Origin of the sequence: Hymenobacter baengnokdamensis, assembly GCF_008728635.1 — a bacterium.
In the GTDB taxonomy this organism is placed as follows: domain Bacteria; phylum Bacteroidota; class Bacteroidia; order Cytophagales; family Hymenobacteraceae; genus Hymenobacter; species Hymenobacter baengnokdamensis.
Genome location: NZ_CP044285.1, coordinates 4,361,885 through 4,382,211, shown reverse-complemented (window position 1 = coordinate 4,382,211; position 20,327 = coordinate 4,361,885). Strand labels below are relative to the sequence as shown.

Sequence of the window (20,327 nt, the reverse complement as noted above, 5' to 3'; positions counted from 1 at the left end):
AGGCCGACGGGCCGCGCTACGCGCCAATCAGCTCGCCGTAGGCCTGGGCCGACAGCAAGGCCGCTACCTCGCCGGGGTTGGCTATCTTCATCTTAATAATCCAGCCGTCGCCGTAAGGGTCCGAGTTTACGGTTTCGGGCGCGTCGGCCAGCTTGGGGTTTACTTCGAGTACGGTGCCGCTGATGGGGCTGAACAAGTCGGAAACCGTTTTTACGGCCTCTACCGTACCGAATACGTCGTGCTGCGCAACGTCTTTATCGACCGTGTCGATATCAACATACACAATGTCGCCCAGTTCATGCTGCGCGTGGTCGGTAATGCCGATGGTGGCCGTGTCACCGTCCACGCTAATCCATTCGTGGTCTTTGGTGTAGTGCAGGGTGGCGGGGATATTCATACTGAATGGGGGAGAAGTAAGAGAGAAACCTGCGGCAAAAGTAAGGGCAGCCCGCCGAAGGCCAGAGAATCCGAAGCCCGGTACCGGCCCCGCTACTGGAGGCTGTAGCGCAGCTGAATGCCGCCTTCGGTGGTGGCATTGCGGAAGGCATTGCTCACGCGGGGCTGGGTGATGGTCTGGGTGAAGTAGAACTGGAGGTTGAGCCGGGTATTGAGCAGGTAATCGATGGTGGGGCGCAGCTGCACTTGCAGCGAGCCGTTAGTAATCTGGCTGCTCGACGTTCCCACGAAGCTCGGGTTAGTAGCGGTCGCATCCTGCGGGTCTACCGAGTTGATGATGCTGCGCTGGATGGTTGCGTTGTCGCGGATGCTGAGGTCGAGGCGGGCAGTGAGGTTGTTTTTAAGGGTGCGCTGCTCGCCCCCCACCCGGAAGGGCAGCTTAAAGCCGGTGGCGGCGTAGCCCAGGCCGATAACCAACTCGGTAGTATGCAGCTCGGTTATCTGGGCGTTGGTTACGTTCAGGGCCACGGCGCGGCTGGTATTGTACTGCACGCGGCCGGTTACGTTGTTCACGGTCTGGAAATTGACACCGATAAATGGGGTGAGGCTTTCCACAATACTCACCTGCCCGATAACGTAGTAGGGCACGTACTGGCCGGTCGAGTTTAGTACGTAGGGCAGAATATCGCCGGCGCTGCTGTTAAAAAAGCCGGGCTCCGAGGCGTAGTTGGTGGAGGTGGTGTAGCCGCCCATGTTGTACACCGACGAGTAGGCGTGGTTGAGGGTAAATGAGCGGAAGACGTTGCGAATGGCCGGCAGGTCGGATAACCCGTTGTAGTCGATGCGCCAGTTGGGCAGCGGAATCACCCCGAAAGGGTCAAACTGCTTGGCCTGGTAGCCATCCGACGACTTGCCGTGGTAGGCATCGAGGAAACTCTGGAGCAGTACATCCTGCGAGTTGTAGCTGTAGTATCCGGGCACCACCTGTGTAGTCGTGATGCCGCCCGTAGTGGTCGTGATGGTCGTGTTCGGGTTGGCCGCCTGCAGGCGCTGCTGCACAATACCCCGGTTCTGGACAAAACGGTCGAAGGCCTTGCTGGTTTCGCCATTGGCCCCCAGGTCGTTAAATAAGGTCTGGATGGTGATGGTAGTCGCGCTGTACGTGCCGGTGCCCAGCGCCTGGGTCGGGGCCATTATGTAAGGCTGATTAGGCTGACCAGGCTGGCCCTGCACGGGAACCAGCGTGCCCAGCTCCTTGTAGGCGGCGCTGACGGTATCGATGGCGCGGCGGTAGTAGGCCTCGTTGTTGCGCACCTTCTGTCGGCGCAGGTCGAGCTGAATATTAAAGCCCCGGAAGGGTTCCAGCGCGGTGCGGGCGGTGAGGTTTTCGGTCAGAATATTCGACAGCGGCGTGTTCAGGTACTGGCTTTGGTCGGTGTACCAGCGCCGCGCGTTGGCGTAGCCATACAGCTCGCCGGGGTCATACTGCTTGCCCAGGATGAAGGGAATGCCCGGCGCGAGCGAGCCCTGCTGCAAGCCCAGAAAGTTGGTCTTGGGCAGGTAGCCCGGCAGCAGCGTGCCAGAGGAGCGAGTGTAGGTGAAGTTGAGATTACGCGCCGTCATCACGGCCCTCAGTACCGCTTTTACGAGGCGCAAAGGGTCTTTGCGGGCCGTGTCGGGCGCGGCCGGCTTGGGCCGGGTCGGGTTGTTGGGGTCAATGGCCACGACCGGGGGCCGGGCCGGCGGCGGGGCGTTGTTGATAATATTCAGGAATTTAACCTTGTTGTAGAGCTTTACCAGGTCAATCTTGCCATTGGCGCTCATTTCGGCATTGTTCTGAATGGTATTGCCGAGGTTGAGTACGGTCGTGGTAGTGTCGAGGCTGCCATCGCTGCGGCGAATCGGGTCAATGACGCCCGCCCGCAACGCCGTGGAGGCCGCCTGCCAGCTATAGTGGGCCGAGTAGCGCGCATCGGCTGAGAGCCAGTCGGTGAGCGGAAACTTGTCGAGGGGCAGGCGATAGGTGAGAGCGGCCGTCTGAGTGAAATTGGTAGTACGGCCGCCAGTTTTTAGATGGTCCCAGAGCAGCGCGCGGTTGTTAATAGCATCGGCGCTATTGCCGATGCTCTGGCCCGCGCCTTCGTCAATTACGCCCCGGTTGTTGGCCGTGTAATCGAAAATAAGTGCCTTGGTCAGGTCCCACTTCAGGTCGTAAATCCGGCTGATGTAGAACGACTTATAAAAAACGCCGTCGATACCGGCCGTGCTGGGCAGGGTGCCGGGCTCGGTTACGCGCTGCAAAAAGCGCTCGTTGTAGCGCCGGTCGAGGTCGGTGCGGAACGAGAAGCGCGAGGGCAGCGGCGTAAAGTTAATTTGCTGAAATATCTTTAAATAAGGATTGTCAAGTGCCTTGAGCTTGGCCAGGGGCGTAAAGTTGCGCGGCTGGGTCTGGTACACGTAGGCCAGCGCGGCGGTGTACGACTGCGTATAGTCGCGCTGGGTATTAATGTCGGTGTGCAGGCGCTCGGTGATGGCGTAGCTGACGGCCACGTTCTCAATGTCCCAGGGGTGCTGCTTGGTTTTGGTGGGCACCCGGTCCTTGCGCACGTTCAGCACCGAGATGCTGCGCGTGGTTGTGCGGTCTACTACCAGATTTCTATATTCGGTCGCGGCAGCCGCATCCTTAAATTTCAGCAGGCTTTGGTCGAGCTTGGTATCGGGGTCGAGCGGGTCGTACTGCGGCGTGATGGTCTGGCGGCCGGCCTGCACCAGCACCGGCACTTTCAGGTGCAGCTGGGCGGGCAAAAACTTCTCGGCCGCCACCGTGGCGTTGAGGTCGCCGCGCAGCACGTCGCTGGTCGAGCGCTGCTGAGCTTTGTCCTGCAAGCCCCCGAAGCCCACCCCGATAAACGAGCCGGTAGCCGTGATGTTGGCCAGGTCGGCCAGTTTCACGTTCAGGCGGGCGTTGGCGGCCCAGCCGCCCTGGCTGTCGAAGTCAAATACCCGGAACTCATCGGCCCACAGGCACACGCTTTTCTCACTGGCATCGGAGTTGGTAGCAGTAGCCGCCGGGTTCAGAATACCAATCATGCAGCCCTGCACCGCCGACAGGTCGGGGTTGCCGATTACCGTGATGATAACTCCGTTGGGCCGCCGATACGTAAAGGGGATAGTGTAGTTTACTACTGCTTGGGCGTTGCGGGCGGCCTTGGCATCGATAAAGTCCTGCAAGGCCAGGTCTACGTTGTTGGCAACAGGCCACACGTCGGTTTGGGCCGTAGAGCCAGGTTTGGTGATAACCAGCGGCAGGGAGTATTCATAGTAGTTCTGGCTGTAATCGGTGCCGATGCGAATGAATGCCCGCACGCTGCTGTCGGCAACCGTAACGCCGGCGTTGCTGGACTCGGCGTGCAGGTACATGCGCAGGCGCTTGTAGCGCAGCAGGTTGGTCGTGAGGTTTTTGTAAGAAGCCTTGGCGTAGCCGTCGCGCAGGTTATCCACGCACAAGCGCAGGCTTTGCTCATTTTGCTGCCGCGATACGGCCGTGGAGCCATACTCCACGTCGCGGGTAATATTGGGCGGCACCACGTACGGAATAGCCGCATTAGAGCCGGTGCTGCCCTGCGTTAAGCCGTTTTCCTCCACGCTCACCGTCGAAATGGTAAACGCGTCGGCATCGGTGGCAATGCCGGCAATGGGCCCGGCCTTGGGGTCCGAGATGCGGCTCAGGTATTCGCGCCACTGGTTGGCCACAAACTGCGGCTGCACCATGCGCAGTACCACCGGCTGCTGCCAGCCGGTCATATACATGCGCACAAAGCGAATGTTTTTAAAGCCAAATGGCTGGCCGCCATTGCCTTCTACGCGCTGGTACTGGCGTATCGGCACCCGGAACTGGTACCACGTTACGTTTTCGCCGCTGCCGCCCGTGGCGCTGGGGGCCGTGGCTATTACCTTGTCGGTGATGTAGTTCTGGCCTACCGTGAGCTGGCCGGGTACCAGGTGAATGGGGTATTCGTAGTACTGCTCGGTGGTCTGGATAACGTTGTCGCGGTTCAGGTCTTCCTTGTCGGGGTAAGCCGTGGAGCTGAGCTGCGAGTTTTCGGGCGAGTTGCCTTCGTAGTTGTCGTAGTCTTTGTAGCGGCCCAGAAGCTGGGTGTTGTTGGCGTCGTAAATCGGGTCGAGGTGGTGGTGGAAGTCATCGCCCGAGGGGTCAGCCAGCGTCGATTTGAAGAAGGCCTGCTCGTCGGTATCATTCAGGCCATCCAGGCCTACGTCCTGGCTGGCGCGGGCGCCGGGCGTAGCATTAAAGGCATCGAGCAGAAATTGCTGGGTCGTGACGCGGCCGTAGGGCGTGGTGCGCAGTACGCCGGTAGTATCCTGGCCCGGCACGGGCAGGCCGTTCTCAAACTCGTGCTGGCCCTGGTCGCGCAGCACGTCCTCGCTGATGTTGCCCAGGTTGATAAACAGGTCGCCGCCCCTGGTATCGTCCACGTATTGCCGTGGGCTGGTAGGGTCGCTGTTGAGCGCCGCTACCAGCCCATTCTTGCCCTTGATGAAAGGGTCGAGCAGCCAGAATTCGAGGTATTCGATGTTGGCGTTGTCGAAGTCAGTATCGAAGGTGATGCCGCGCGCAATGCCGCCAAACTTATTGTCGGGCAGGCCGGCGGCCGGCGAGAACAACCGGCCGTTCGTGCCCTGAATGTTGGGCGTATAGTTGTAGGGGCCGCGCTCCTCGGGGTAGTAGGCCATGTCAAACGTATACTCGTAGCCATTGCCGGTTGCCCCGAGGTCTTTATTCGGGAAAATCTCGTTGCGCGGAACGCCGCGAGTATAGTGATTATTTAATGTTTGGGTGGTGATGCCGGTCGGCACGCTGGGGCCACCGGTGTAGTACGTCTGGTCGATGGTGTACCAGGCCAGCTTGGCGCGGTGGTAGCCATTGACCAGGCCATCAATGTTGCTGCCCGCAATGGGCGCGGGCGTAGCCGCCAGGCGCCAGGACGGAATGGCCGCCAGGCCCCCCAGCGTGTAGGGCGTACGGGCATTCTCGAAGTCGTCGAGGTAGCTCACGCCGTTTTCTCCGTTGCCCAGCTGCGACTGCCCGGCAATGAGCTTGGCTACCTCGCCGGTAAAGGCCACCGTCGATACTTCTTTGGTCGACACAAAGGGCAGGTAATCCACCAGCTTGGTGAGCACCCGGCTGTCTTTGCGCAGGCTGATATCGGCCCCCAGAATGGTGTTGTTGGCCGGCTCGTCGCCTACGTTCACGCGGTTGATGCCGGGCGCCTGGTTTTCCAGAATGTGCATGGCCGTGGCCCCCAGCGTAATATCCTTGTTTAGCGCGTAGTCGAAGCGGGCCCCCAGCAGCTTGCGCGGCTGCACCTGCACCAGGGCGCTCTTCTCAAAGTCGACCCGCAGCTCGTTGGCCGAGTTCAGGTACGAGGGATTGAGAATCTTAACCTTGGCCTGGTCATAGAAAACCTGGTAGTCAACCCCTTCGGTAAGCAGCGTGCTGCCCGAGTACACTTTTACCGAGCCCTGCGCCACCCCGATGCCCGGCAGGTTTATCTCATCGGTGCTCGTGCCCTGAAAGCGCCCCCGCAGCACAAACTTGTCCTTGGTCTGCTGCTGCTGCGCGTCGCTCTGCGTCTGGTTATACAGCGCCTGGTACACGTATTTCTGGGCCAGCAGCCGCTCATTGGCCGTGTTGATGCCGGGCGTGGTGCCCGTGGTATCGAACTGCGCCTTCAGGTACGAGCCGAATGGCTGCACACTGGGGAAGATTATCTTGCCCAGCTCCGTATCGATGGTGATACCGGGGAAGAAGTCGAAGTTGCCATCCGGGTTGCGGTCGTTGTTGGCATTTACGCGGTCGAGGCCCATGACCTGTATCAGCGGAATGTTCTGAATCTTAGCCCCCTCCTTCAGCGAAATCAGGTCAACGCCCGTGATGTCGTCCTTGTAGATAAGCTGAAGCTGAAAATTGTCGCGGTTCACCTGCGAGGTATTCAGGGAATAGATGTTTTTCATCATCAAATCCCAGGTCGGCGTGTTGTGCGTCAGCAGGTTGGGGTTGGCCGGGTTCACGCTTGGGTCAGCAATGCCAACGCCCGGGTTGGTAGCCTTCAGCATCTTGAGGAAGATAACCTGGTCGGCCCCCACGTTGGTGTACTCCGTCTGCGTCTCCCCCACGGTGTAAGACTTGCCATTGTAGAGCAGCTCGTAGCTCACGCCCAACACCTGGTCCGGCAGCAGGGCCGTATTCAGGTTTACATAGCCAAGCTGGGCGTTGAAGGTGTACTCGCTGGGCGTGAGCTTGCGGGCCCGCATACGTTCGTAGTCCAGGTTTTTGACCAGTGCCACGCTCCCGCCCGGCGTCGGGAGGTTGTTGAGGAAAGTCTCTACGTTGAGGTTGTTGCGGTTGGCATCGGTGGCGCTCGGCAGCGACTGGTAGAGATAGTTGGCCTGGTTCTTCGGTGGCGTCTTTACCGAGGGCGTGCTGGCCCGGTTGAAAAACTGCTGCCGGTAGAGGCGCTCCTGCCGGGGCTCGCCCAGGTCCATCAGGGCTACTACGTTGCGCAGGTTGTCGGTGGTGCGGTTGTCGTTGGTTACCCACACTTCGAGGCGGCGAATCTCGAAGCCGCTCTGCACCGTAGGCAGTCCGCGCAGCGCCTGGTCATAGTTGTCGCGGAAATACTGCGACAGAAAGTAGTGCCGGTCTTTCTCGTACTGGCTGGCTTTCAGCTCAAACGTGCGGCTTTGCGCCCCGTTCTGCACCCGCACCTCGTCTTGTGAGCCGCGGAGCGTGGCGGCCACCGCCGTAACGCCCAGCCGGCCAAATTGCAGCTGCGTCTTGATGCCGAACAGGTTGGAGCCGCCCGTTATCAGCGAGTTGTTCAGGGGCATGCTCACGTTGCCCAGGTCCAGCTTGCGCAGAATGTCGGTGGGCTGCCCGGCGTAGTCAAACTTCATCTGGTTGTCGAAGTCGAATGCCGCCTTGGTGTCGTAGTTAAACGTCAGCTTGAGCTTGGTACCGACCTGCCCGCTCAGGCTCAGGTTCATGTTTTGCTCAAATATGAAGTCGCCCACGCTTTGCTGGCGCAGGGTCAGGGCCGGGTTGCGGTTCACGTTAAACTTCGCGCCCGCCTTAAAGGTGAGCGAGCCGGCGGGCCGGATATCGATGTAGGAACCCCCAAAAATGCGGTCGGCCACCGGCCCGAGGTATATTTTCGGAATCAGGCGCTGGGCCTGCGGGCTGCCCGGCGCGGCGGGCGCCCCGGCAATGCCGCCCATGGCCTTTTGCCGGTAGTAGTCGTTGATGGCCTGCCGCTCCTGGTACTTCAGCAGGTCTTGCTGCGAGATGGTAGTCGGGTCGCGGTAGTCTATCTGCGAGCCCACCGTTTCGCGCACGTTGTAGTTCTTCAGGCTGTCGTCGGGCGTTACCACCAGCTTCACGGTCTTGGGCAGCGGCAAAATCAGCGGCGAGCGGCGGCCCCGTGGCGAAAAGTGGCTGCCCGGGCGGTCGCGCACGGTACGCAGGCGCGGGCGGCGGCTGGGCCGGTAGCGGCTGGTATCGGCCGGCGTAGTCTGGGCCGGCAGGCCCTGGAGCGGCAACCCTAACCGGCTTACCCACGTATTCCAGGTAGTTGGGTAGCGGCGCCCGGCTGCCCCTGCCGGAGCCGCCCACACAGCCACCAACACCGACGATACCACAGCCACCGCCAGTAGCGTACCCGAGGTAACGAATTTAGAACCGACAGACAGTAGAGACTTCAAGCAGATGGCAGGTGCGGCCGCCGCCGCAAAGCGGGACCGGATTTAGACAATGTTGAGTAGCTGGCCAAAACCTTGCTGGCAACCTGGTAGGCTTTGCCAGGCGCTGGCAGCGGAGCGCCCCCGGCAGCTCGCCGGAGGCCGTGCGCTAGCGCATGGTGCTTACAGGAAGCAGAAGATAGTGGCTTAAAACCCTAATGTGATTTCAGGGCAAACTTAATGAGCTCTTCCACGCTCAGGTCGTTGCCGTGCTTGTGCTGAATCTGGTCAAGATTTTTTTCAGCGGCAGCACGGGCAAAGCCCAGCATGACTAATGCCTGCAACGCTTCCTGGCGCTGCGTATTGTGCTGGCGCGCCAACGGCACAGTATCAACCCCCGCTTTGGCCAGCAGCTCGTCTTTGCGCAGCTTGTCTTTCAGCTCCAGAATCACACGTTGAGCCGTTTTGGGTCCCACACCTTTAATACTCTGGATAGCCCGCACGTCTTCGTTTACAATGGCCTGGCGAATCTCGCCCACGCCCATGCTGCTCACCATGTTGATGCCCGTGCCCGGCCCAATGCCCGAAACCGAAATCAGGTGCAGAAACAGCGCTTTTTCGTTCGGGTCCAGGAAGCCGTAGAGCGTTTGCCCGTCTTCCTTCACGTGCTGGTAAGTGTACACCTTTACTTTCTCCAGCTCGACGGGCAGCTTGGAGTAAGTTGCCAGTGAAATCTTTACCTCATAGCCCACGCCACCAGTATCAATAATGGCTTGGGTAGGGTCTTTATAGGCGAGTTTACCGTCGAGGTAGGCAATCATAGGGGTGGGATGGAGGTGAAGCCAGCCAGCAACCAGCGGCGGGGCCGATTGCCCCAGCCAGTGCAAGGCCGTTTGGTTGAATAAGTGGTAGGGGCGGCCGAAAAACAACTTCCGGCCGCTCGCCCAGCACATTCAATCTATCAAAAATAACATTGAATCTTCATCCCTCAAGCTCTACGCTACAGTGCTTTGCCGTCGCGCTGCGCATCCACTACCGCAATGGCGGTCATGTTCACGATGTCGCGCACGCTAGCGCCGAGCTGTAGAATATGCACCGGCTTGCGCATACCCATCAGCACCGGCCCGATTACCTCGGAGCCGCCAATTTCCTGAAGCACCTTGTAGGCAATGTTGCCCGACTCTACATTCGGGAAAATCAGCGTGTTAGCTCCTTTGGCCGCCAAAGGCGAAAACCCGTAGTTTTCCTGCAGCAGCTGGAGGTTCAGGGCCACGTTGGCCTGCATTTCGCCGTCGAGGAGCAGGTCGGGGTAGCGCTGCTTGGCCAGCTCGGTGGCCCGGCGGGTTTTTTCGGGCAGCGGGCCGGCATTCGAGCCAAAGTTGGAGTAGCTAATAACCGCCACGCGCGGCTCCGAGTCGAAGAAGCGCACCGCCCGCGCCGTGAGGCCGATAATCTCCACCATTTCCTCTGCCGTCGGATTAATGTTCACCGTAGTGTCGGCGAAAAAGTACGGCCCTTTCTTGTTCTGGATAATGTACATCGACGATACCCGCTTGATGCCGTCGGCCGGCCCGATAACCTGCAGCGACGGGATGAGGCTCTTGCCATAATCCTTGGTAAGGCCCGTAATGCAGGCGTCGGCGGCCCCGGTTTCCACCATCATAGCCGCATAATAGTTGCGCTCGCGCAGCAAGCGCTTGCCCTCGTACAGGGTAATGCCCCGGCGCTGCCGCTTCTCGTACAGCAGCTCGGCGTACTCGGTGCGCGTGGCTTCATCCTGCAGAATATCAAGGATTTCGCAGCCATCCAGGTCAATATTATTGGCTTGGGCAATGGCCTGAATCTTGGCGTGCGGCCCCAGCAAAATGGGGTGGGCAATGCCTTCGTCGCGCACGAGCTGCGCGGCCTTGAGAATTTTGTAGTTATCGGCCTCCGCAAAGACCACGCGCTTGGGGTTGGCGCGGGCCGCCGACGTGATGCGGTTCATCAGCTTGCGGTCGAGGCCCAGGCGCGCCCGTAGCTCGTCTTCGTAGGCCTGCCAGTCGGTGATGGGCCGGCGGGCCACGCCGCTTTCCATGGCGGCCCGCGCCACGGCCGGCGACAGACTGGTAATCAACCTCGGGTCCAGGGGCTTGGGAATGAGATACGTGCGCCCAAACGCCAGCGTGTTGTCGCCATAAGCGTTGTTCACCATATCGGGCACCGGCTCCTTGCTTAGCTCGGCCAGGGCGCGCACGGCCGCCAGTTTCATAGCCTCGTTTATTTCGGTAGCCCGCACATCCAGGGCACCCCTGAATATATAGGGAAATCCTAATACATTATTCACCTGGTTCGGATGGTCCGAGCGGCCAGTGGCCATAATCAGGTCGGGCCGGGTACTGGTGGCCAGCTCGTAGCTGATTTCGGGCTCGGGGTTGGCCAGCGCAAACACGATGGGGTTGTCGGCCATGCGCAGCAGCAGGCCGGCCGGCAGCACCTTGGCGGCCGAAAGACCCAGAAATACATCGGCGCCCTCCATTGCCTCGTCGAGCGTCGAAATCGGCCGCGTGGTGGCAAACTGCATCTGAATCGGAGCAAGGTTGGTCCGCTGGGTATTGATAACCCCGTCTTTATCAAAGACAACCACGTTCTCTATCTTCAGGCCCAGCGCCACGTACAGCCGCAGGCAGGAAATGGCGGCCGCGCCCGCGCCACTCACTACCAGGCGGATATTCTCAATCTTTTTGCCCACTACTTCGAGCGCATTCAGCAGCGCGGCCGATGAAATAATGGCCGTGCCGTGCTGGTCGTCGTGCATCACCGGAATCTTCATCAGCGCCTTCAGCTCCGTTTCAATACGGAAGCATTCGGGAGCCTTAATATCTTCCAGGTTGATGCCGCCAAACGTGGGCTCCAGCGCTTTCACGATGCGGATAAACTCGTCGGGGTCGTTGGCATCAATCTCGATATCAAAGCAGTCGATACCGGCAAACTTCTTGAATAGTACGCCTTTGCCTTCCATCACAGGCTTGCTGGCGGCGGGCCCGATGTTGCCCAGGCCCAGCACCGCTGTGCCGTTTGAGATAACGGCTACCAGGTTGCCTTTCGCCGTGTATTTATACACGTCGTCGGGGTTTTTAGCGATTTCCTTGCACGGCTCGGCCACGCCCGGCGAGTAAGCCAGCGCCAGGTCGAGCTGGGTGCTGACGGGCTTAGTGGGAACAACTTCAATCTTCCCCTGCGGGCTTTGCTCGTGGTAGGCCAGGGCATCTTCGCGGTTTATCTTAAGCATCGCAATCGTATAGGTTACTGGGCAGGGCGGAATTCCAGGCCGCAAGTTCGGGTACATTTGGTTATACCGGCCGGGCTTATCCAAAAAAACAGCGCCCGGCATACACTACGCCGGGCGCCGGTGGGCAAGTAAAGTTGTCGGCCTGAGATAAGCAGGTGCAGGAAGCAGCCCCCGTCTTGCGTGCTGCTTGGTCAGGAATAAGAGCGGAATAGCTTGCTGTAAATCTAGCCAGCCTGCACTACCAGCTTTTGCCCCAGCTTCACGGCATCGGTAGTGAGGTGATTGAGGCGGCGCAGCTCTTCCACGCTTACGCCAAAGCGGCGCGAGATATTGTAGAGCGTATCGCCGGCCTGCACCGTATGCGTACTCAGGCGGGGCTCGGCACGCTCAGGCTTGCGCTGGCCGTCGGCGTGGGTGGCCAGCGCATCGGGGGCGGCGCCAAAGCGCAGCCGCTGGCCTACCAGCACACTTTCACCCGGCAGCTCATTCCATTCCCGCACCTGCGCTACCGTCACGCCATGCTCCTGGGCCAGCTTAGTCAGGTTGTCGCCGGGCCGCACGATATATGTATCTGCTTTGTGGACTGGCCTGCTACCAGCCTTTGAAGCCAGTGAAGGCTCGGCTGCTTCGCGGGGCTGCGCCAGTGCAGCAGCCAGTGGCTTCGGGCGGCTGCGGCGGGGGTGAGCTGGAGCCGCGCTGCTATCGGCGCTGGCCACGAGGTCGTCGGGGGCGGTGGGAGCCTGGGCTTTGGTGTTAGCCAGCTGCTGGGCCTTTTCTTCAGCTGCCGCTGCTTTTGCCAAGGCTGCCGCCCGGAAAATAGCCTGGCGCTGTTGCGCCGCCACGCGGGCCGCCTGCTGTTTCTGAATACGCAGCAGCTCCTGCGCCTGAGTGGCCTCGCGCTGCGCCAGTAGCTGGGCCTCACGGGCGTAGCGCGCATTGGCGGCAGCCAGAGCCTGCATCGCACTATCAGCCTGAGCAATCCGGTGCGGTACCAGCGTAGCGGGTAAAGCACTTGCTACGGGAGCAGGTGCCGGGGCGGCTGGCATGGGCACAAACACGACCAGCTCGCGGCCGGGCTTCAGGGTGGCGTGCTTGGGCAGCTCGTTCCAGCGGCGTACCTGCGCCGGGCTCACCTCAAATTTTTCGGCCACGGTTGCTACTGTCTGGCCCCGGCGCACAGTGTAGTGCAAGCGGCGGTAGCGCGGCGTAGTTTCGCTGGTTTCGGCGCGGGGGCCGCTGCTGGCAGCCAGCTCATCGCGGGTTGGCCAGGGCGCAACGCCCGCCAGCCGCACCGGGCGGGGAGCTAGCAGCTGCGGCAGGTCGGTAAGCGGCTGGCAATAAGCCAGCAGCGTAGCACGGTCTACCTCGCCAAGGTGCTCGCGGGCCGCGCTGGGGAAGCGCAACACGTAGGGCCGGTAGCCGGCGGGCAGGCCGCCATGACGCACTTCGGGATTGTAGCGGCCCAGCGTCAGCGAGTCGGCATAGCCCAGCGCCCGGCTCAGGCGGCGCAGGTCGAGGGCCTGGCCGCGCACGCCCAAGGTATCGAGGGGCTCATAACGCTGGTAGCGCAGCGCCGGGTCGTTCAGGCCGTGCTCGCTGGCATACTTCATGGCATACATAATGGCCGTGAAGGTGGGTACATAATTGCGCGTTTCGGCTGGTAGGTGCGGATAGAGCTCCCAAAACGTATGCTTGCCGGTTTTGCGAATAACCCGCTGCATATTACCCGCCCCCCAGTTGTAGGCCGCCAGCACCAGCTCCCAGTCGTGAAATACCCCGTACAGATAGCGCAGATGCTTGCACGCGGCTTCGGTGGCTTTTTCGGGGTGCATGCGCTCATCTACCCATTCGTCGCGCTTCAGGCGCAGGTCGCTGGCGGTAGGCGGCATAAACTGCCATAATCCTACCGCGCCTACCGGCGACTTCGCCGTGGGTATCAGCGCCGACTCTACTACCGATAAGTACTTCAGGTCAGTGGGCAGGTTATACTGAGCCAGGTATTTTTCAAACGTCGGGAAATAAAACTGCTCGCGCTCCAGCACCCGCTGCGTGTAGCCGCGCTGCCGCTCAGTAAACAGCCGCACATAAGCCAGTACTGCCGCGTTAAATTGATGAGGCGCATCGGTTTCGATGCAATTCATGCGGTCGTTCACCAGCTCGTAGAGCGTCGGCGGCGTTTGGAGCCACACCAGGCGGGCCGAGTCAACGGCCGGCTCGGTCAGCGGCTCGGCCGCCAGCGAGTCGAGCGTGGCGGCAGGCAGCTCTACCACCTGCCGGATGGTATCACCCGGAATAAGGCTGGATTGGGGCGGGCGGGGGGCTTCGTGGCTCCGAGGTGCCCGCTGCGCCAAGGCCGGAACCGCCCCCAGCGTAAGGGCCAGCAGCAACAGTCGCCGCGCCAGATGCGGCCTACGCGGGCCGGTAAAGGGCGCGGACGGTTGCTGTAAAACTTTCATAAGGCTAAGGTAAATGACAATTACTGAACTACCTAACCGAAGCGAGGCGCGCAACAATACGGCGGGGTTGCCAGTACTGTTGCGCGCCTCGCTTAATGCTAAAGCCGCTGGCTAATCTAGTTGGCTGCTTCTACTGTGGTCAGCGTATTGGCAAAAGCCAGTAAATCAGCTTCCCGAAATGCCCCGCTTAGTATCTGTAAGCCAATGGGCATGCCCGCGTGGTCCTGGCCGGCGGGTATCGAAATGGCAGGCACTCCGGCCAGCGAAGCCTGCACCGTAAAAATATCGGCCAGGTACATCGAAACCGGGTCTTGCTTTTCGCCAAGCCTGAAAGCCGTAGTCGGCGTAGTAGGCAGCACCAGAAAGTCGTACTGCCGCAGCAGCTCGTCGGTTTTTTCTTTAATAAGCCGCCGCACGCGCTGCGCCTTGGTATAGTACGCATCGTAATAGCTGGCGCTCAACACAAAGGTGCCCAGCATAATACGCCGCTGCACTTCGGGGCCGAAGCCTTGGGCGCGGGTCTTTTTATAGAGCGATTCCAGGTCCGTCACGTCGGGTGCCCGGAACCCATACTTCACCCCATCGAAGCGCGAGAGGTTGGAACTGGCCTCGGCCGTGGTAAGAATATAGTAGGTCGGAATCATCTCCTCCAGCAGCGGAAACTCCACGGCCTCTACCGCGTGGCCGTGGCTACGCAGCGTATCGAGCGTTTGCTGCAGCGCCTCGTGCACTTCGGCCTGCAAACCTGGGCGGCCTATGGCGTTTGCTATATAGCCGATACGGTATTGAGTAGCCGGATTAAGCAGCTCGCTGTAGGCAGGCACCGGCTCCTGGCTGGCAGTACTGTCGTAGCCATCGGCCCCGGCCATTACCTCCAGCAGGCGGGCTGCGTCTTCTACCGAGTGCGTAATAGGCCCAATCTGGTCGAAAGATGACGCAAATGCTACCAATCCGTAGCGCGAAATGCGCGAGTAGGTAGGCTTGAGCCCGATAACACCGCAAAACGCGGCCGGCTGACGCACCGAGCCGCCCGTATCGGAGCCAATGGAAGCCAGGCACATATCGGCCTGGACGGCTACGGCCGAGCCGCCCGACGAGCCGCCCGGTACCCGGCTGGGGTCCTGCGCATTGCGTACCGGGCCGAAAGCGGAGTTTTCGTTTGAGCCGCCCATGGCAAACTCGTCGCAGTTCTGGCGACCAATAAAAATGGCATCCTCGGCCAGCAGTCGCTGCACGGCAGTGCCGGTGAAGAGCGACTTGAATCCGTCGAGAATGCGGCTGCTGCTTTGCAGCGAATGCCCCTGATAGGCCAGTACGTCTTTCAGCCCGATAACCATGCCGGCAAGTTTACCCGCCGTACCCTGGGCCAGCTTTTCATCTACGGCAACAGCCTGCTGGCGGGCCTCATCGGCCCATACCTCCAGAAATACATTCAGCTCGGCGTTGCGCTGGCTGATGTTATCAAGGTAATACTCAACGAGCTGGCGGCAGGACGTAGTGCCCGCCGCCAGCTCGCGCTGAATTTCCGAAAGGGAAGAAAACAGAGGTTTCAAATCTTAAACGTCGGTTGATGGCTGGTCGAGGCGGGGCTGCGCACCAGGCACCGCATCCGCCGTGGGCGGAATGGGGGTGCTTTGGTGAAAGGTCGGCTGGCCCGCCGTCGGCAAATCTACGGCGCCCGGCGCGGTATAGCCCGCTACCGGCGCTACGTAGTCGCCGGCCAGGGGAGTAGGCGCTCCGGGGGCCGGCTGATAGGGCGCAGGCTGCTGGCCATAAGCCGGGTTTTGCGGCTGATAGGGCTGATTGGGGTTGTAGCCCTGGTTATTATAGGGCTGATTCGGGTTCGGCTGGCCGGCCCGCTCAAACTCGTTCCGGATTTCGCTGCTGGCATCCTTAAACTCGCGGATGCCCTTGCCCAAGCCCCGGGCCAGCTCCGGAATTTTATTTGCGCCAAAAAAGATGAGAATGACGACCATTATCAGAATCAGCTCGGAGCCGCCGATGTCGCCTAAGAAAAGCAGGGGGGAGTTCATACGTACAAAAAATAAAAGCGGAGACGGATAAGGCTGGCTACCTAGCTGGCCGGGGTGTTAGGGTTATAAGGAGCTTGGGGCATCTGGCCCTGCGCGGGGGGACCATACTGCGGCGGCTGTTGCGGATAGCCGTTCTGGTTGTAGCCGGGCTGCTGCGCATAGCCTTGCTGGGGCTGCTGCGGATAGCCACCCTGGTTGTAGCCGGGCTGCTGGTTATAATTCGGGTTAGCAGGCCGCTGGGGCTCAGGGTTGCTGGCATCCTTAAACTCGCGCACCCCCTGGCCTACGCCCCGAAACAATTCCGGAATACGCTTGGCCCCAAAAAACAGCACCAGAATAAAGATGATGAATATAATGGTTCTGGGGTTGCTCAGAAACAATAAGGGCAAGGAAAGGAGCATGGGCGTGCCGGCTGCAAAGCCGTAAAAATGGTTGAAAACGAAGATACGTAAAAACGAAGGCTTTGGACGGGCAAAGGTACCGGCTGGTCGGCTAATGGCTTTAGGCCAGGCTGCCTTACCAAGTAGAGCGCCGCGTGCCACGCAGGTTTAATGTGGAAAGTTGGACTCTGACCGGCCGTCGGCCAGATTATGGTAGTGTTAAGCCGGTCGCCAGCCATTTTCATCGAGAAATCTCTGGTATTACTCAAAGTTGATGCACCTTTGTAGTGGTTAGCAGCCTTAACCGGAGTAGCGCTGTCTTAACAGCCTGCCGAGGCAGAGGAAGTTGGCTAAGTTTGTTTTCATAGCTCAGAAAGGCATCGGACGTTGTTCGATGCTTTTTTTTATCCGCTCACTCCCGTAAGCTGCGCCGTGCCTCCAGCGCATATACCAGTGTGGCAAAGAGCAAGGGAAGCCCCAGGCCCAGCGCGTAGCCGCCGCTGCCGGGTAGCGCCCGCACAAGCGGCTGGCCCGCCACTACCAGGGCCACCGCGCCCAGCAGCCACAGCAGGAGCCGCCCCACCGGGTAAGGCACCGGGAAATGCCGCTCGCCCAGCCACCAGCAAATGCCGGCCATCATAAAATAGCACGCCAGCGTAGCCCAGGCACTGCCTGTATAGCCAAATACCGGTATCAGAATGAAATTGAGCACGATGGTGAGCACCGCCCCGGCCGCCCCGATGTAGGTGCCAAAATAAGTTTTATCGGTTAGCTTAAACCAGACCGATAGGTTGTAGTACACGCCCAAAAACAGGTTAGCCAGTAGCAGAACAGGCACAACGCCCAGGCCGGCCAAGTATTCCGGGCGCCGCAGAAACAAGGGGCCAATCCAGCTGAGATTCAGGCTAATGCCTACAAAAATAAAGGTGCAGCAAAGGGTAAACCATTTCAGCACCAGCGCGAAGGTGGCCGGCGAGTTCTTCTCCGTGCTTTGAGCAAAGAAAAAAGGCTCAGCTGCATATCTGAATGCCTGAATAATAAGAGACATGAATATGCTGAGCTTGTAGCAGGCCCCGTATACACCCACGGCGGCCAGCCGGCTCTGGCCAGTATAAAAGCCTTCGGGTAGCCAGGCCGGCAGCAGGATGCGGTCGAGGGTTTCGTTGACCATTCCGGCGAGGCCCATCAGCATAAGGGGCAGCGCATAGGCTAGCAGGGGTTGTAGAAAAGCGAGCCGGGGCCACTGGAAGCGGAAATCGAGCAGCTCGTAGCCCAGCAGCAGCAGGGTAAGCGCCGAGGCCGCCAGGTTGGACAAAAATACGTAGCCAACTCCCAGGTTCGGGTTGTAAACTGCTGCTACCAAAGGTCGTAGCGCCCCTAGTGCACTACCAGGCGCGCTTTTTACTACCGCCGGGCATAGCACTATGAAAAACAGGTTGAGCCCGACATACAATAAGATGTTGGTGAGGCGGATAGTGGCAAACTTGCGGGCTTTGTTTTCGAGGCGCAGGCGAGCGAAGGGTAGCGCTGCCACCGCATCCATGCCCAGGATAAGCGCTATCCAAACTGCGTACTCTTCGTGGCCGGGCGGCAGGTGCAGCAGCGCCAGCAGGGGCCGGGCCAGCAGCGCCAGCACCAGCGTGAGCACGGCACTGCTGAGCAGCAGTAGGCTGAGGGTTCGGTTATAGAGGGTGCGCTGGTCTTCACCCGGCCGGTTGGCAAAGCGAAAAAACGTGGTTTCGAGCCCGTACGTGAATACCACGTTCAGAAACGACACGTAGGCGTAAAGCCCCGTCACGATGCCGTATTCGGCCGCTGCAAAGTGCCCGGTATAAATGGGCACCAGCAGGTAGCTAAGTACCCGCCCCACAATGCTGCTGACGCCGTAGATGGCCGTTTGGGAGGCCAGCTTTTTCGCAATACTCATCCAGGTCGAATTAAAAATCTAAATATGAATTAAAAATTGATAATCAGTCAGTTGCTCTGAACTGTCACAAGTCAATTCTTAATTTTTAATTCATAGCTTTTAATTCCCCTTGAACACTGCCGGGCGCTTTTCCAGGAAGGCCGCCGTGCCTTCCTTAAAGTCGGCCGTGCCAAATGCCTGGCCAAAGGCACTGGCTTCGGCTGCGTAGCCGGCCTGGCCTCCCTCCTCAAAAAAGGTATTGACGCAGTCTATTGTCAGGCCAACTGCCACGGGTGCTTTGCCTAGAATTTTGAGCAGCAGGTTTTTACTGAACGCCAGCAGCTCGGCCAGTGGCACAACGTGGTTGGCCAGGCCCAGGCGCAGGGCCTCCTCGGCTTTTAGCTGGTCGGCCGTGAGCAGCAGCTCCAGGGCCTTACCCTTGCCCACCAGCTGCACCAGGCGCTGGGTGCCGCCGTAGCCGGGCAGCAAGCCCAGGTTTACCTCGGGCTGGCCGAAGCGGGCATTTTCGGAAGCTACCCGAATGTGGCAGGCCATGGCCAGCTCGCAGCCACCACCCAGCGCAAAGCCATTTACGGCGGCTACCACGGGCTTGGGGCTGGTTTCGAAGCGCCGGAAAACGGCCTGGCCCCGGGCAGCCGCGGCTTGTGCGTCCGGGCCGCTAAGGGCGGCCAGCTCGGGAATATCGGCCCCCGCGACAAAAGCCTTCTCGCCGCTGCCCGTAAGCAGAATGCCGCGCACCGCCGCATCGGCCCGGCCCTGCTCAATCGCCACCCCCAGCTCGCCGATTGTGGCCGCGTTCAGGGCGTTTAGCTTGGCCGGGCGGTTAAGCGTAATAGTTAGAATACCGGAATCAGTGTCCAGTTCATACAGTAGGTTTTCAAACGAAGTCGCCATAAAGTAGCAGTAGGTTGGCAAAAAGCGGAGTTGCCAAAGGTACGGCAGGTAGCCAGCCCGTCGGGCTGGCCCTCTCGCAGCCCTGTTTCGTGGGCTGAAAGCACGCATAGGGCGAAATACTGGCTAATCGCTGGCGTATTGCACCAAACTTTGTGGCAGCCAGCTATATTGGCTCGCTTAAGTCAGGCTTATCAGTCGACGCAATGCTATTCTTTTCACCTTTTCTCACCAAGCCTATGAGCTTTGTCTCTGAGTTCAAAGAGTTTATTTCCAAGGGAAATGTGCTCGACCTCGCCGTTGGCGTTATCATCGGTGGCGCCTTCGGCAAAATCGTCACCTCGCTGACCGACGATATCATCATGCCTATTCTGAGCGTCTTCACAAGCGGTATCGACTTCAAAGAGAAGTTTTTCGCTCTTAACGGTAAGCATTACGACACGCTGAAGGCCGCCCAGGATGCGAAAGCCGCCGTAATAAGCTATGGCAACTTCCTCAACGCCGTTATTTACTTCCTCATCATTGCCTTCGTCATTTTTTGGGTAGTGAAAATGGCTAACCGCTTCAAAAAGCCCGCGCCGGTAGTAGTTGCAGCTGCTCCGGTCGTTACGCGCGACCAGGAACTGCTGACCGAAATTCTGGCCGCGCTCCGCACGCGCTAACTGCTTAGCCAAGCCGGGCCGGAACTTCCCTTTCCAGCCCGGCATTTATATCCTATTGCTACCCGCTTCTTTGGCTATTCTTTCCTAATCCGTGAAAAAACTAGTTGTTTCCGCGCCACTGGCTATAATGGCGTTGCTGCTGGCGGCCCCCGCGCAGGCACAATCGGCCGCGCCCAACTTTCCGGCTCCTGGCACACCGGCGCGGCCAGCTTCGGCCAGCAGCCCCGATGCGGCCCGTACCCGCCGCCAGCAGCAGATGAGCCCCGAAGATGCTGCCCGCGACCAGCAGCTGCAAGTGCTGGAGGCCCGTACCGGCAACACCAGCTTTGGCGTTGAGAAAGGCGGCCCGTATCGGCAGCTTGATAAAACCAACGGGTCGTTTACCGTGCGCAAGTTCAAGGCCCTGCCGGGCCAGGAGCAGGAGAAAGGCGTTTCGCGCCGCGTGGTAATGGGCGCTCATACCACCGGCAAGCCGTTGGTGCACGACCACGGGCGCAAAAAGAAGTTTCTCTTCTTCTAGCATTTCAACCGGGCATTCAGCAGCCCCAGCCAGCAA

Annotated in this window: 12 protein-coding genes; 2 read left to right on the top strand and 10 right to left on the bottom strand. The window is 59.8% G+C overall.

Annotation, left to right across the window (positions count from 1 at the left end):
• Positions 1 to 16: 16 nt before the first annotated feature.
• The 10 genes from gcvH to F6X24_RS18555 all read right to left on the bottom strand — a co-directional run bounded on the left by gcvH (position 17) and on the right by F6X24_RS18555 (position 19,112).
• Complete coding sequence (gene gcvH / locus F6X24_RS18600) at positions 17 to 397, bottom strand: glycine cleavage system protein GcvH (protein WP_151089417.1); 381 nt, start codon at positions 395 to 397, stop codon at positions 17 to 19.
• A gap of 92 nt (positions 398 to 489) precedes the next feature.
• Entirely contained in the window at positions 490 to 8,175 is a 7,686-nt protein-coding gene (gene sov / locus F6X24_RS18595; protein ID WP_229725236.1) for a T9SS outer membrane translocon Sov/SprA, read from the bottom strand.
• Between the two features lie 191 nt (positions 8,176 to 8,366).
• Positions 8,367 to 8,972, bottom strand: a complete 606-nt coding sequence (gene ruvA, locus F6X24_RS18590; RefSeq protein WP_151089416.1) for a Holliday junction branch migration protein RuvA — start codon at positions 8,970 to 8,972, stop codon at positions 8,367 to 8,369.
• Positions 8,973 to 9,151: 179 nt separating this feature from the next.
• Positions 9,152 to 11,422, bottom strand: coding sequence for an NADP-dependent malic enzyme (locus tag F6X24_RS18585; RefSeq protein WP_151089415.1), 2,271 nt, complete (start codon positions 11,420 to 11,422; stop codon positions 9,152 to 9,154).
• Between the two features lie 224 nt (positions 11,423 to 11,646).
• The gene (locus tag F6X24_RS18580) at positions 11,647 to 13,878 is read right to left on the bottom strand and encodes a LysM peptidoglycan-binding domain-containing protein (RefSeq protein WP_151089414.1); all 2,232 of its coding nucleotides are present in this window, start codon (positions 13,876 to 13,878) and stop codon (positions 11,647 to 11,649) included.
• A gap of 116 nt (positions 13,879 to 13,994) precedes the next feature.
• Complete coding sequence (gene gatA, locus F6X24_RS18575; RefSeq protein WP_151089413.1) at positions 13,995 to 15,431, bottom strand: Asp-tRNA(Asn)/Glu-tRNA(Gln) amidotransferase subunit GatA; 1,437 nt, start codon at positions 15,429 to 15,431, stop codon at positions 13,995 to 13,997.
• A 3-nt stretch (positions 15,432 to 15,434) separates the two neighbouring features.
• Complete coding sequence (tatA, locus tag F6X24_RS19390) at positions 15,435 to 15,911, bottom strand: Sec-independent protein translocase subunit TatA/TatB (protein ID WP_151089412.1); 477 nt, start codon at positions 15,909 to 15,911, stop codon at positions 15,435 to 15,437.
• 41 nt (positions 15,912 to 15,952) lie between these two features.
• Positions 15,953 to 16,312: a Sec-independent protein translocase subunit TatA/TatB gene (locus F6X24_RS19505; RefSeq protein WP_151089411.1), complete on the bottom strand. Its 360-nt coding sequence runs from the start codon at positions 16,310 to 16,312 to the stop codon at positions 15,953 to 15,955.
• Positions 16,313 to 16,703: 391 nt separating this feature from the next.
• Positions 16,704 to 18,218, bottom strand: coding sequence for an oligosaccharide flippase family protein (locus F6X24_RS18560; RefSeq protein WP_151089410.1), 1,515 nt, complete (start codon positions 18,216 to 18,218; stop codon positions 16,704 to 16,706).
• A 99-nt stretch (positions 18,219 to 18,317) separates the two neighbouring features.
• Complete coding sequence (locus F6X24_RS18555; RefSeq protein WP_151089409.1) at positions 18,318 to 19,112, bottom strand: enoyl-CoA hydratase/isomerase family protein; 795 nt, start codon at positions 19,110 to 19,112, stop codon at positions 18,318 to 18,320.
• A gap of 236 nt (positions 19,113 to 19,348) precedes the next feature.
• Between F6X24_RS18555 and mscL the strand changes: the two genes are divergently transcribed.
• Together mscL and F6X24_RS18545 are read left to right on the top strand one after the other, a co-directional pair.
• Positions 19,349 to 19,771 (top strand): large conductance mechanosensitive channel protein MscL, encoded by a 423-nt coding sequence (gene mscL / locus F6X24_RS18550; RefSeq protein ID WP_151089408.1) that lies wholly within the window; start codon positions 19,349 to 19,351, stop codon positions 19,769 to 19,771.
• 91 nt (positions 19,772 to 19,862) lie between these two features.
• Positions 19,863 to 20,291: a hypothetical protein gene (locus F6X24_RS18545; protein WP_151089407.1), complete on the top strand. Its 429-nt coding sequence runs from the start codon at positions 19,863 to 19,865 to the stop codon at positions 20,289 to 20,291.
• Positions 20,292 to 20,327 lie beyond the last annotated feature (36 nt).